The organism is Brevibacterium sp. ACRRH (assembly GCF_022346365.1).
In the GTDB taxonomy this organism is placed as follows: Bacteria; Actinomycetota; Actinomycetes; order Actinomycetales; family Brevibacteriaceae; genus Brevibacterium; species Brevibacterium paucivorans.
Genome location: NZ_JAKRMN010000011.1, coordinates 15331 through 28518, shown reverse-complemented (window position 1 = coordinate 28518; position 13188 = coordinate 15331). Strand labels below are relative to the sequence as shown.

13 protein-coding genes are annotated in these 13188 nt (G+C 61.8%); 3 read left to right on the top strand and 10 right to left on the bottom strand.

All coding sequences use genetic code 11. The features are described 5' to 3' along the window. Positions 1-11 precede the first annotated feature (11 nt). From MHX53_RS10315 to MHX53_RS10285, 7 genes are read right to left on the bottom strand one after another with little or no spacing between them, the layout of a single operon-like run. Positions 12-1190 (bottom strand): PLP-dependent aminotransferase family protein, encoded by a 1179-nt coding sequence (locus tag MHX53_RS10315; protein ID WP_239272658.1) that lies wholly within the window; start codon positions 1188-1190, stop codon positions 12-14. 59 nt (positions 1191-1249) lie between these two features. After that, the gene (locus tag MHX53_RS10310; RefSeq protein WP_102239294.1) at positions 1250-2233 is read right to left on the bottom strand and encodes an asparaginase; all 984 of its coding nucleotides are present in this window, start codon (positions 2231-2233) and stop codon (positions 1250-1252) included. Next, a complete protein-coding gene (locus MHX53_RS10305; RefSeq protein WP_102239526.1) occupies positions 2230-3114 on the bottom strand; it encodes a prenyltransferase in 885 nt (294 codons plus the stop codon). Before MHX53_RS10305 ends, MHX53_RS10310 begins: the two co-directional genes overlap by 4 nt. Continuing rightward, the gene (locus MHX53_RS10300) at positions 3111-3428 is read right to left on the bottom strand and encodes a lycopene cyclase domain-containing protein (protein WP_102239293.1); all 318 of its coding nucleotides are present in this window, start codon (positions 3426-3428) and stop codon (positions 3111-3113) included. Before MHX53_RS10300 ends, MHX53_RS10305 begins: the two co-directional genes overlap by 4 nt. Further along, the gene (locus tag MHX53_RS10295) at positions 3425-3736 is read right to left on the bottom strand and encodes a lycopene cyclase domain-containing protein (protein WP_102239292.1); all 312 of its coding nucleotides are present in this window, start codon (positions 3734-3736) and stop codon (positions 3425-3427) included. The genes MHX53_RS10300 and MHX53_RS10295 overlap by 4 nt, the downstream gene beginning before the upstream one ends. Before the next feature lie 43 nt (positions 3737-3779). Next, positions 3780-5294 carry a phytoene desaturase family protein gene (gene crtI / locus MHX53_RS10290; RefSeq protein WP_239272657.1) on the bottom strand — a complete coding sequence of 505 codons (1515 nt, stop codon included), beginning with the start codon at positions 5292-5294 and terminating at the stop codon, positions 3780-3782. Beyond that, positions 5287-6141, bottom strand: a complete 855-nt coding sequence (locus MHX53_RS10285) for a phytoene/squalene synthase family protein (protein ID WP_239272656.1) — start codon at positions 6139-6141, stop codon at positions 5287-5289. The genes crtI and MHX53_RS10285 overlap by 8 nt, the downstream gene beginning before the upstream one ends. A 58-nt stretch (positions 6142-6199) precedes the next feature. Here MHX53_RS10285 and MHX53_RS10280 point away from each other — a divergent pair, with 58 nt between their 5' ends. Then, positions 6200-6748: a hypothetical protein gene (locus tag MHX53_RS10280; protein WP_239272655.1), complete on the top strand. Its 549-nt coding sequence runs from the start codon at positions 6200-6202 to the stop codon at positions 6746-6748. A gap of 55 nt (positions 6749-6803) precedes the next feature. Beyond that, complete coding sequence (locus MHX53_RS10275) at positions 6804-7355, top strand: hypothetical protein (RefSeq protein ID WP_239272654.1); 552 nt, start codon at positions 6804-6806, stop codon at positions 7353-7355. Positions 7356-7374: 19 nt separating this feature from the next. On the opposite strand, the gene MHX53_RS10270 is transcribed toward MHX53_RS10275, so the two are convergent. Next, entirely contained in the window at positions 7375-8094 is a 720-nt protein-coding gene (locus MHX53_RS10270) for a DUF2568 domain-containing protein (RefSeq protein ID WP_239272653.1), read from the bottom strand. Between the two features lie 272 nt (positions 8095-8366). On the opposite strand from MHX53_RS10270, the gene MHX53_RS10265 reads away from it, so the two are divergent. Continuing rightward, the gene (locus MHX53_RS10265) at positions 8367-10487 is read left to right on the top strand and encodes a RecQ family ATP-dependent DNA helicase (RefSeq protein WP_239272652.1); all 2121 of its coding nucleotides are present in this window, start codon (positions 8367-8369) and stop codon (positions 10485-10487) included. Positions 10488-10560: 73 nt separating this feature from the next. Here the strand turns inward: MHX53_RS10265 and MHX53_RS10260 are convergent, their stop codons facing one another. Beyond that, positions 10561-11355 carry a DedA family protein gene (locus MHX53_RS10260; protein ID WP_239272651.1) on the bottom strand — a complete coding sequence of 265 codons (795 nt, stop codon included), beginning with the start codon at positions 11353-11355 and terminating at the stop codon, positions 10561-10563. Continuing rightward, complete coding sequence (locus tag MHX53_RS10255) at positions 11352-12920, bottom strand: carboxylesterase family protein (protein ID WP_239272650.1); 1569 nt, start codon at positions 12918-12920, stop codon at positions 11352-11354. The genes MHX53_RS10260 and MHX53_RS10255 overlap by 4 nt, the downstream gene beginning before the upstream one ends. Between the last annotated feature and the right edge of the window lie 268 nt (positions 12921-13188).

Here is a 13188-nt window from a genome sequence, read left to right as displayed (position 1 = left end):
CAACACCCGCACTAGAACACAGTGGCCAGACGCGCCACGCCTTCTTCAATGACATCCGGTTCGGCGGACACGAACGTCAAGCGCATGGACTGGTAGTTGGGGTTTTCCATGTAGAACGGCGCACCCGGCACAAAAATGACACCAGCGTCAATCGCCTTGTACACCAGCTCAGACGTGTCGTAGCGCTCCGGTAGGTACACCCACACGAACATGCCACCTGAGGGTTCGGCAATATAGGACCCGGTGGGCAACACCCCGTCCAGCGCATCAACCTGGGCGCGCATGCGCTGGCGGTACGTTTCACGCACCGGCTCCAGTTTCTTGTCCAGGTCGTTAGTCTCCAAGTAGTGCGCGACCGCCAACTGGTCAATCGTCGAGGACTGGATGACGGTACCCTGCTTGGTCACTGTGACACGTTCCAGGATCTCGTCGGGCCCGTGGATCCACCCAATACGCACCCCAGGTGAGAGCACCTTAGACAAAGACCCCAGGTAGAACGCCCGGTCAGCAACCCGCGGGTCCGCACTAATCGGCTGCACCCGCTCGTCCGTGAACCGCAACTCCGAATACGGGTCGTCCTCAATGAGCCACATGTCCGACTCGGACAACACCTGCGCAATGTGATCCCGCCTGGACGCCGGCATGGTGATCCCGGTGGGGTTCTGAAACGTGGGAATCGTGTACAGCGCTTTGGGGCGGTAGTAGTGGATCGCCGCCTCGAGGGCTTCGGGCACGATGCCACCTTCGTCGGTGTCGATTGCCACGAACTCGATCCCGTGCATCCCAAACGCCTGCAGGGCAGACATGAACGTGGGGTTTTCACACAGAAGAACATCACCCGGGTTAAACAGGGTGTGCGCCAGCAGGGAAATCCCCTGCTGAGAGCCCGAGGTGATAAGGACATTGCTCGCTTCTGCACTGATCCCGGTTCCGCGAATCCGCTGCGCTGCGGCTTGGCGAAGTTCCCATTCTCCGTCGGTGACACCGTACTGCATGGCGCGCCCACCTTGCGTGTCGAACACGTGTGAGTACGCGGCCTTCATCCCATCAACGTCGAAGAGCTTTTCGTCTGGGTGCCCACCGGCGAAACTAATGATGGCCGGGTCGTGCGCGATCCTAAACAGTTCCCGAATAGGGGACGGTGGCATCTGTGAAATGCAGTCATTTAGACGCGCTCGAATTGGTTCCATGTGAGTCATGGTAAACCGAAAATCCGAGGTGTAAAGAATCCGCTAAGGGCGGCAAAAAACTACTGTCTGAAGTAGCTAAATACGTCCTCAATTTTTGTGCCCGACTCCAACGCCAGAATGGTGAGAATCCGGGCTTTTCGAGCGTCCAATCGGCCGGCGGGAATCATGCCGGCAGCCTGCAAATCGAGTTCCGCGCCGGGGTATCCGTAGGTCGTCTCCAACGTGCGCCCCGCACCGGTGCGCGCGCAGTACACCACCGGCATCTGCGTGGCCAGCGCCGTGACCCGCTCAAGCACGTTGACGGAAACGTGCCCGCCACCCACACCGGCGAGCACCGCCGCGCTGTACCCGGCCTGTTTGAGGAAGTCGACATAGGCCAGTGAGTCGTCCAGCGTGGCCTCCACGAGTGCCACCTGCGCCTTTTGCTCCGAGGTTGCGCGAGTGAGCGTGCCCGGCAGGGCCGCGGGCATGTGTATGAACACTAGGCGGTCTTCACTCACCCAACCCAGCGGGCCTGCCCCGGGACCGGAAGAAAAAGGCGCGGCCGAGGTGGTATGAGTCTTACGTACGAGCGACGGATCGTGGACCTCATCTGCGAAAACGAGCACAGCGGGCAGCATGTGAATGCGCGGGTCCGCTGCCGTGATGATGGCCGAACGTACGTTCGCCGGGCCGTCAGTCCCGGGAAGCGTGGGGTTGCGCATCGCACCGGTGGTCACGATAGGAATACCCGAATCGTTCATGAGCGACAGCGCGAACGTGGTCTCTTCCAACGTGTCGGTGCCTTGCGTGAGAACGACCGCCGTGGCGCCTTCTTCACGCGCTTTCTTAGCCGACTCCACAACCTGGCTCACATGGTCCAGCGTGATCGATCCAGACCCCACCTGCGCCACCTGTTCGTATGTGACGTCAACAGGAAAAGGGAGCGTATCGATCCGAGCGGCTTCGACGATCGCCTGCGCAGTTGCACTGGGCGCGACCCCGCCTGTGTCGCTGGCCGTTGACGCGATGGTCCCACCAAGAGCAGCAATGTGAATCCTCATGCTCTCACCATACTGCTCCAGATCATGAGCATGGTGACAAAGAATCCCACGGCGTAGTTGAGTGGAATGAAAAGCTTCCAGCCCGCATTGGCCGCGCCCGAGGTGGTATCAGTGATCTGCCAGAACCGTCCCGTGTTGAGAATGTACGGAACAGCAAGCACTGCGCCCAAGCAAACGGGGAACGGCGTGAACAACACCAGCCCACCAGCCACAACGTAGAGCACAACAGCTAACCGAACCGTGGCACGGGCACCCAGTACGGTAGCAATGGACGCTAAACCTCCCTCACGGTCAGGCACCACGTCTTGAACCGCGCCAAAAGCATGACTGGCACATCCCCACAGGAAGAAAGCAACCAGGGTGAGAACGACCTCGGCGGTGGGGGCGAACCCCACCAGCGCCAGACCAAACCAGGCAGGCGACGAAAAGTGGGTGGACGAGGTGAGCGAATCCAGGAACGGTATCTCCTTAAATCGCAGGCCCGCCACCGAGTACGCGACCACCGCGAACATGCTCAGCACGAACACGCCCAGCGCCCACCAGTTCCCTTGGTCTAGGCCCGCGATCACGGTTCTGACCAGGAAGTACACGACGAACGGCAGGGCGCTCACGGCGGCTGAGGTCAGGATGAAGCGGTGTCGTGCAGGGTCGGCGAGCGCGCCCTCGACTCCGCCTTTGCGCGGGTTGTGGACATCGGAGGCGTAGTCGAACACGTCGTTGACCCCGTACATCACCAGGTTGTACGGGATTAGGAAGAATAGGCAGCCCAACCACAGGTCCAGCCCCAGGGGCCCGCCGGCCAGCACGTACGCAGCGCCAAACGGGAATGCGGTGTTGATCCACGAAATCGGGCGGCTGACCTCGAATAGTGTGCGCACTATGAGTCCTTCCGGTCGCGGTCGCCACCTGTGCTCAGCAACTCCCACAGGGCGGGTAACGCTAGCGCAGTGAACACCACGTACGCCAGGTCTTCGACCGGCATGAGGCCCAGGCGCAATCCCAGGGTGTGTTCGTTGGCGTAGAAGAACAGGCCTGCGGCGATCATGAGGTTGTCGAAGATGACCGTGAGTATCACCAGTCCCACCAGGCAAACCCAAAAACCGGCCCGCGAGAAGCCCGGCGTGCGTGCCCTGGCCAGCATCAGGAGCGTGGCCGCGGGAACGAGGAAGAACAGGTTGAACAGGGTGTAGGTCATGGGCGGGCCACCAACTTTGCCAAACCGTAGAGGTTCATGGTGAGCCAGCACAAGAAAAACAAGAAGAATAGTTCTTCGATCGGCAAGTGCGGGGCCAGGTTTAGCCCGGTCATGTAGGGGGAGTCGCCTCGGTGGAAAACACCTGCGCTGATCCCCACGAAATCCCACGCCAACAGGCTGAAAAACCCCGCCCCGTGGACCACGGCAGCTCGGCCAGGGTGTGCGAACCAAAACAGCTGAAACCGCGCATCCAGGATCGCCATACCAGCGATGGAAAACAGCAGGAAGCCCAAATACGCCCAGCTCACAGCGCCGCTCCCGGTGCTGCCCCTGCGGTCTGAAGTCCGTCACTCACAGCGCCTCCACCGCGTTGTGCGCGCTGATCAGGCACATGGGCAACCCAACCCCTGGGGCTGCGAACGCGCCCGCATGAACCAGGTTGTCCACGTGCGGTGCGCGCACGGGATACCGGAACATCGCCGACTGAAACAACGTGTTCGCCGGTCCCAACGCCGTTCCTCGCCACGCATTGAACTGCGTGGTGAAGTCCCCCGGGCCCGTCACCTTCTTCATCAGCAGGTGCGACTCCAGGTCCGGCACACCCACTCGTTCACCCAGCGACGCGATCACCCGGCTGGCATAGTCGCCCAACTGTGCGCCCGTAAGATGTGCGCTCGCCGGTGCAGGAATGAGCACGAACAGGTTCTCACACCCCGGCGGCGCCACCGTGGCATCCGTGCGACTGGGCGCGCACACATACGCCGAGGCCGGCTCCGGCAACCGCCCATCGACGAAAATCTGATCGAAGTTCGCGTCCCAGTCGCGCGTGAAAAACAGATTGTGGTGCTCCAGCGCGTCCAGTTTGCGATCCACCCCCAACAGCAGCGTCACCGCACCAATCCCCGGGTCGCGTTTACCCCAGCCACGGACGCTGCGGGTGCGCCTACCGGGTGGCAAGAGTGCGGTATCCAGGTGGTGCAGATCGCACGCCGCGATCACGTTCTCAGCCGGGAAAACCTCCAGCCCAGCCCCGCCCGAGGTGGTATTCGGCACCGTCCGGGCGACCACCTCGGTGATGGTGCGGCCCTCCAACGTAAGCGAGACCACCTGGGTTGACGTGCGAATATCCACCCCGCGGGCCCTAGCCAGGCGAGTGAGTGCCCGCACAATTTCATACATGCCACCGCGGGGGTAGCGCACGCCGTCCACCAAATCCAGATAGCTCATGAGGTGAAAAAGCGACGGGGCGCGGCGCGGTTCGGTTCCTAAGAACACCGCCGGGTACCCCAGAATCTGGCGCAAAAGCGGGTGGGCCACGGTGCGCGAAACCATCGTGTCCAGCGGGGAGGCCAGGAACCTCGGCAACCGGTGGGCATGCCTTGCCACCTGGGGTGACGCGAACTCCCGCAACGACGAAAACCGGGTATAGAGGAAGTGCTCAAGCGCTAAGTTGTGGGTGTTACGCGCGGATTCAACGTAGGCGTCCAACGCCGGACCCACGCCCGGCTCCAGTCGCTCGAACAGCGCACGCACGCCCGCGTAGCCGTGCGGAACATCGACGGTGAGTTGGGGCGCGGAGTCCAGGAGACCTCGGTCGCTCACCCGGTACCCCGGATCCAGAGTGACCAGGTCAAGGTGCTCAGAAATGTCCTCACCCACCGAGGCAAAGAACCGCTCAAACACCTGAGGCATGAGATACCAGCTGGGGCCGGTATCAAACGCGAACCCTGCCTCGTTGTGCAGCCCGGCACGGCCACCCACCTGCGGATTCATCTCCAGGAGAGTGACCTGATGCCCCCGGTCAGCGGCCAGAATTGCGCTCGCCAGCCCGGCAACCCCGCCACCAATGACCACGGTCTCACTCATGTGTCCGCCCCCGCCGAGGTGTCGCCCGGCTCATCGCTTTCGCGGCCAGTGCCGCTTTCTTGGCTGACGGGACTGAGATCCGTGTGCGCATGAGTTCACTGGCGGGAACCTGTTCGATGCGGTCGGTGAGCTCAGCGAAAAGGTCGTGCGCGATGAGCACACCCAAACGGGCACGACCGGGGAGCAGGTCGATGGCCGGACGGGCCACCGCGAGTTTCTGCCTGATGCGCGCGATCTCTTCGCGTTTCACTTGGTCAGTGAGATGCTGGGCCACATATGTGCGGTTGAGTACGCGGGCGTCGTGGCCGTAATCGCGCAGGAAGTTGATCCGCTGGAACGCGTTACCCAACGCCCGCGCACCCTCTTCCACCTGTAGAGACGCTGGAGGTGCGCCACCGAAAAAGATACGGACGCACATGAGGCCGACGACCTCGGCGGAACCATGAATATACGTGTCCAAATCCAGGGGCGGCTGACCTTCGATGTCAGAACGCATGGCGTCAAAGAACGGGGCCCACAGTTCGCGGGTGATACCGCACTGCCGGGCGGTGTGCGCGAACGCGTGAACGGGCATATCCGTGGAGAAGCCGGTGCGTGTTGCGGACTCCAGCCGTTCCTGGAAGTCATTGACCAGGGTCAGCTGATCGCGTGGGGAGGCGGGGGCTGCGCCGTCGACGATTTCGTCGGTGATGCGCACGATCGCGTACAGTGCGCGGATGCGGTCGCGGTCTGGGTTCTTGAGCGCCGAGGTGGCTAGTGAGAAAGACGTGGAATAGCCACGGATCACGCGGCTGGCAACCGAATAGCTCACCCGCGTGTATGTATCGAACCCGGAACCGAAACTCATGGCCCCATCTTTTCATGTGCCCGTACAGTGGAGACGGAGCACTAACGAAAGGACTGGAATGCGGCTGGCCGGGAAAATCATTTTCTTCATAGGAATTATTGGGCTCGTGCTTGTGATTGGCGGCGCGATCTTCATGGGCGTGTTCAGTTTTGGCAAAATCTCCTCAACGACTGACAGCCTGAAAACGTTCAATACTGAGACGACCATTGATCACGATGGTGAGTCGAACCTCACGGTCTACGCGCGGTCATCTAGTGCTGCGGCTTCGGTGTCGACCGACTGCACGGTCGAAGGGCCAGGTGGCGAAGCCATGTATAAGGGTGGTTCGTCAGGCCATTACTCCAGCGGTTCGGACGGAGAGTGGCACTACGCCGGTTCGTTCGACGCGAAAACCGCGGGGAAATACACCGTCACTTGTGGCGGAGCGTTGAGCGATGAACAGCTTATGGTGGGTCCTCCGATCGGGCTAGGGTCGATCTTTGGTCTAACAGGGGCCGTGCTGATTGGAATTTTTGGCGGCTTTGCCTTTGGTGGTCTGACCATCCTGGGGCTCATCCTGTGGATCGTAGGACGCAACAAGCGGAAGAAGCAGTTTGGTCCTGCCTAAAGTACAGCGTTTCTTCATGCGCGGTCACTAAGGCATAAGTTCGAAAGGAAAGACAGTGGCAAAAGCCGGACGAATCTTCTTCTACGCAGGACTCATCGGGCTTGTGCACGTGATTATTGGCGTGAACATCGTGGGCGGTTTCTGCGGTGTGGTATTGGCAGCGCCCGGTGCCCAATTGAAGCCGTTCACCAACCAGATCACCTTCGAACACGATGGCGAATCGTCCTTCGCTGTTTACGGGTCATCGCGTGCTGCAGCGGATGCGGTGTCAAAAGAATGTAAGGCCCAAGGGCCAAAATACAGAGCCAAACATTGGGGTTATGGGTCAGGCACAGTCATTAGTGTTCGTGGCCAAGGGTGGCACTATGACGGCAGTTTCTCTGACAGCGCTCCTGGAACATACACCATCACGTGCGGTGGGGTATTGAAAGATCAGCAGCTCATGTTTGGTCCCCCAATGCATTGGGCAGCCAAAGTGGGAAGAGTGATGAACATGGTGGCCGGCGTGACCGGAATCGTTGTGTTCGCCGGGGTCACCGCCTTGGGATTCATCATGTGGATTAGAGGGCGCGAAGCACTGGATCAACCGTCACCGCTATTTGGGTAAACATCAGCGTTTCAGATGTTCAGCGTTTCTTCTTGCGCGGTCGCTTAGGCGTTTCACCAACGATACGGGCGGAGGTCGATCCACCGGTGTGCTCGTTGCCGGCTTTACCGTTGCCGACTGTACTGTTTCCGTTTTGCCCGTTGCCGGCTTTCACCTCACCAGCCTGCGCCGTTGATTCTGGCTTCCCACCGGCATGAGCTCCGCCGTCCTTCGCTTGAGCCTCGCGGGCCAATCGGGCTTCACGCCGGGACATGAACTGCCCGGTTCGTTGCTCACCCGAAGTCGGCTGCACCCCAGGCACAATGCGGGGGCCACGGTTTGAAGGAGTGCGACGTTCGGCAGTTTTAGGGTTCCCGTCTGACACCAACCTAGCCTGACCGCCACTGTGCGGGTGTAAGGCCGGGTGGGCTTTAAACCCAATGAGGATTCCTTCTGTGAGCACCAGAAGAACAGCCAAAATGATCGCTTCGATATGTAACCCGGCTACTACTAGCCCTGCAACAGCTAACGCGTAAAGCAGTACACGTGATGCCACGACCGCGATGGGGCTGCGGAAAAATGCGCGAGACGACGCGAACAGAGACCACACCGAGGTTGTAGCGATCAGCGCCAAACCTCCACACAGAATGCCTAACCATCCGCGCCCAAAAATGAGGAACGCAGAGTACGTGATGGCTCCCCAGCTGAGTGCCTCGGCAAAGTAGTGGAGCGTGTGAACGACCTTAATGAACTGCGTCATATCGCGCATTCTACGCTCTCACATGTGCTCAAGCACGGCCAGGGTATTTAGAGCCGCGGGTATGGCTTCGCTACCCTTATCTTCTGACGCCCCGGGTCCACCGGAAGATCTCCACATCCACCGCGTTGCCACAACGCTGATTGCTTAACGATGATCCAGACTTTGACCGCCGGTACGGACTTTCACCGTCCCTGGAACTGGTGGATAAACATAGCCGTGTAGCCAGAAGAAAGCAATTCGCGAGTAGTGTAGTGACAACCGGGAGGAACCACATGACAGCATCTGAGTCCCTTCACCAGCGAGCGCGCGCAATCCTGACCGAACTCACGGGCAACCCTGATGCCCAGTTCCGCGACGGCCAGTTCGAGGCCATCGAATCTCTGGTGGACGAGCGTTCCCGCGTGCTGGTGGTACAACGCACCGGGTGGGGTAAATCCGCCGTGTATTTTGTGGCAGCTCGCCTGTTACGCGAACAAGGTGCGGGCCCCACGCTCATCATCTCCCCGCTCATTGCGCTCATGCGCGACCAAGTGAACGCGGCCACGCGGGCCGGAGTAAAAGCCCTCACCATCAATTCGGCCAACGCCGCGGAATGGGACGACGTGCTACACCAGGTGCGTGCCGGTGACGTGGACGTGCTCCTCATTTCGCCCGAACGCCTCACCAACCCCACGTTCGTCAACACGGTGCTCACCCCGCTAGAAAACACGCTGGGCATGATTGTGGTCGACGAAGCACATTGCATTTCCGACTGGGGACACGACTTTAGGCCCGACTACCGGCGAATCGGAGCCCTCCTTGAGCACCTGCCAGCCAACACGCCCGTGCTGGCCACCACCGCAACAGCTAATTCCCGCGTCGTTGACGACGTTGCCGCCCAGTTAGGCCACAACACCCGCGTCATCCGTGGACCCTTGTCCCGCGCAAGTCTGCGCTTAGGGGTAGCCGGGACCACCTCGGCGGCCCACCGGATCGCGTGGCTCACCGAATACCTCAACGACTTCACCGGCAGCGGAATCATCTACACGCTCACCAAATCCGCGGCCCAAGACATCGCCACGGCGCTCAGCCATGCGGGCCACACGGTCGCCGCATACACCGGCGGGACTGACCCGGAAGAACGGATCGAACTCGAGGACGCACTCAAGGGGAACGCGCTGAAGGCGCTGGTGGCGACCTCGGCGCTGGGGATGGGATTCGACAAACCGGACCTGGGGTTCGTCATCCACGTGGGTGCGCCCAGCTCAGCCGTCGCGTACTACCAGCAGGTGGGGCGCGCTGGGCGCGCGACCGACTCCGCGGACGTGCTCCTGCTGCCCGGGCACGACGACGAAAACGTGTGGGAGTACTTCGCCAACGCCACCATGCCCAACGAACGGGACGCCACCGCGGTGCTGGACGCGTTGGGAGATGAGCCACGGTCAGTCCCCGCGCTGGAACCACTGGTGGGAATCAAACGCAACCGGTTGGAGCTGCTGCTGAAAGTGCTCACGGTTGACGGGGCGGCCCAGCGGGTGCGCGGGGGATACGTGCGCACCGGGGTGCCGTGGACGTATGACGCTGGACGTTACGCGGCCGTGGCCCAGACCAGGGCTGATGAGGCCCGCGAAATGCTCGCGTACGAAAAGACCACGCAGTGCCGCATGGTGTTCTTGGCGGGGACGTTGGACGACGAAACGGCTGTGGCGTGCGGGCGGTGCGACACATGCGCTGGCGTGTGGTGGAACGAAACCGTGAGCGCGCAAGCACAAACCGTGGCGCGGAGTGAACTTGACCGGGTGGGGCTCATTATTGAACCGCGCAAACAGTGGCCGGCGCACCTCAACCGGATTGGGGTGAACCTCAGCGGCAAGATCCCTGCTGACCAGCAGTGCGAGCCGGGGCGTGCCGTTGCCCGGCTCAGCGACCTGGGTCCCGGACAGGTGTTGCGCGAATTCCTGGCCCCCGGCGCGCCCGACCAGCCGATCCCAAACCACATTGGCCAGCTGGTCACTCAAGTCCTCGCGCAGTGGGGGTGGAAGGCCGGCGAGCTTGGGGAACGCAGCGCGCCACCTCGGCCGCAGGTTGTAGTGGCCGTGCCCGGTTTCACTCGCCCCAACACGGTCGAATCCCTGGCCCGAGGCATCGCCACCACCGGGCGCATGGAGTACGCGGGGGCCCTGGACGCGCTGAAAGACCCGGGGAGCCCAGACGTCAACTCGCCTTTCCGGGTAAAAAACCTGCATGACGCCTTTGCGGTGAGCCCGGAGTTGGCGGCGCGCGTGAACGGGCGGGCGGCGTTGTTGGTGGACGCCGAGGTCGTCTCCCGCTGGACCTTCGCCATCACCGGACGCTTGCTACGGGAGGCGGGAGCCACCTCGGTGTTGCCGTTCGCTTTGGCCCAAAGAGGGTAGGGCTTCCCAGCAGGCGGGCGTCAGGAATGCGCGGACAGGAAACGCGCGCAGGAACGCGCGGACCGGCGCGTTTTTAGGACGCCTGGCGTTTCTTGTTGCTGCGAATGCTGGACCACGCAATGAGCCCAAAGACCAGTGCAAGCGAAATGAAGATCGCGTACTTGTCGATGGTTTTGAGGACGTCGACGGCAGGCTGGCCAATCACGTAGCCCAGAGTGGCGAGTGCTGCGGATATGACGAGTGCTCCGGCGGCGGTGAGCAGGAAGTACGGCAGAAAACGCACGCGACCCCAGCCAGCGATGAGCGCGATGATGGGGCCAGGAACGCCAGGGAAACGGCTGAAGAACAGCAAGATGTAGAGCAGCCACCGTGGCATGCTTTTGATCTTGTCGAACTGGCGCTTCTGTGCAGGGGTCGTGGCGTACAGCTTGACCACGCCTTCGCCCCACATTTTGCCGGCTAGCCAGAACAGCCAGTCAAACTTCAGCATGCCGAAGAGCCCGGCAAGGATCACCAGGGTGAGCGACCGGCCTTCAACTGCGGCGAATGCCCCAGCGCCTGCGATGACCGTGCGAGCACCAGTGATGAGCGCAAGCACAGTGGGGATTTTTGCGATCAGGAAGGGGCGGAACGGCAACAGCACCATGTAGAACGCGGGTACACCGAACAGGAACCACAGGAGAACCTTGTCGCCAGTGCGGGCCTCGCCCTCCCACGGTTTCAAGTCTTTGAACGACTGTGGGCGTGGGTCAGTCTCTTGCGACTGCTCTTGTTCTGCCTGCGCCTGCGCGTCTGGCCGCGCGTCTGCCTGCGACTGCGCCTGCGAGCCTGGCTGTTCTTCTGGGGATGTGCTGTTCGGTTCGGTCATGAGGCCCTCTCGTTACTACCCAGTAAGGGTAAAGCGCGGGAAGGAGCATGGTCAAAGGCTGTGAACCGGTCCATGAACGGGTGGGCGCACGTGCGGTCCTCGTAGCCAAAGACGCGGGTTGTGGGCTGCTCGCGCGTCCAGGGTTCCCAACCCGGGTCGCCGGTGCGCGCAAACTGAACCCACGCCTCGCGCATGCGCTGACCCAAGGCGTGGTCCGCCTCGGTGGGGTTGGGGTACAGCAACTTGCCGTGGAAGGAGCGGAACGAGTCGAACAGCGGCGGAAGGTCGGCCACGTGGGGCGAACCCATGCCACCGTCCGGGGCGACCGCCAGCAGGTACGAGTGCGCGGGTGTGCCTCGCTTCTGCGCGGCATCGGCGACCAGAAGGGTGGGCACGGTAAACATGTAATCGGTTTGGACCCACTCGAACAGCTGCTCAGGCGTGACATCGCCCAGAGCCTTGACGTACTTCATGCTCAGTTCGCGCGCCTGAGACTGGGCGGCCTCAAGATCCCCGGTGCCCTGCGCGTCCTCCAGGAGCTGCGATCCGGGACCCACCATGCCCACCCGCTCATACGCGCGCTCCTTGGTCACCTCGCCGTTCATCAGGTTGGTGAACAGCCGGAACTCGTCGCGCGTGTGCCCCACCAGAACATCCACGCCGTCCGGGAGCGGCAGAGACCACGGATCGGCGGGCAACACGGTGCCGTCGACAACCGGAACCAAAGGCGGGGTGAACGCGGCCGCCTTGCCCCACCTCGGGAAATACCGGCCCTGCCCCTGCGAAAACGCGACCATGAGTTCTTCGCCCTGCTCAGGGGTGAGGTTGGCAAAGGACTGTGCGGTTGGTTCCGTGACGGGCAGGCCCAACTGGGTGGCGTGGGCTGCGAATTCCGCGGTCACGTCCAGTGCTAGCTCTTTTTCCAGCACCATGGCGGGTGGGCTCTGGAGGACCGCGCGGTCGCACAGCCCCTGGGCTTCAGGCATGACCAGCAGACAGTGGACGGATCCGGCGCCGGCGGACTCACCAAACGCCGTCACGTTCGCTGGGTCCCCGCCAAAGGCCTGGGCGTTCTCCCGCACCCACCGCAGCGCTTGCGCCTGGTCGAGCAGGCCACGGTTCGACGGCGCGTCCGGGAACTCCATGAAACCTTCGATGCCTAGCCGGTAGTTCACCGACACGAACACCACGCCCATCTGTGCAAACACCGCGCCCATGTACAGCGGGTTCGCCGCCGAGCCTTCCACATACGCACCCCCATGGATCCACACCATGACCGGTGCGTTTTCAACCGGTTCGAGCGGCGCCCACACGTTGACGGTCAGCCAGTTGGGGTCATCGGTCCGCTTGGGTCCGTCGCCCATGGGGTTGAACTGGGGGACAGGGTTGGAGAACCGCGTTGCGGGAAGGGGGTCGGTGTGAGCGGTGGCTTCAAAGGGCCGAGGTGCCTGAAACCGGTCTGCCCCCACCGGCGGGTGCGCGTAGGGGATTCCGGTCCAGCGTCGGGTGTCGCGTGAGGTGGTGCCTTCGAAAATGCCCGAGGTCGTTGTCACGGTGAGGTTCATGTGTCCAAGCCTACGCGGGTGAGGGATTCATCGAAGGTGAGGACAATTTTCAGGTGATGGCCAGGGAGCATCTCAAAATGTGATGGGCTTTCGTGTGTGTTTCGCATGTGCAAGCCGTTCGTGGTGGTGATTCGGGTTTCGGACGGTCATTGATCGGCCAAGGAACAGTGAGATTCCTTTGACTAAAAATCGGTTGTTGAGGCCTCTGACCTGTGTGAACGTAGACATTGGCTCCGAGATTCGGTTCCTCGACTTCCCCGGCAGTTCA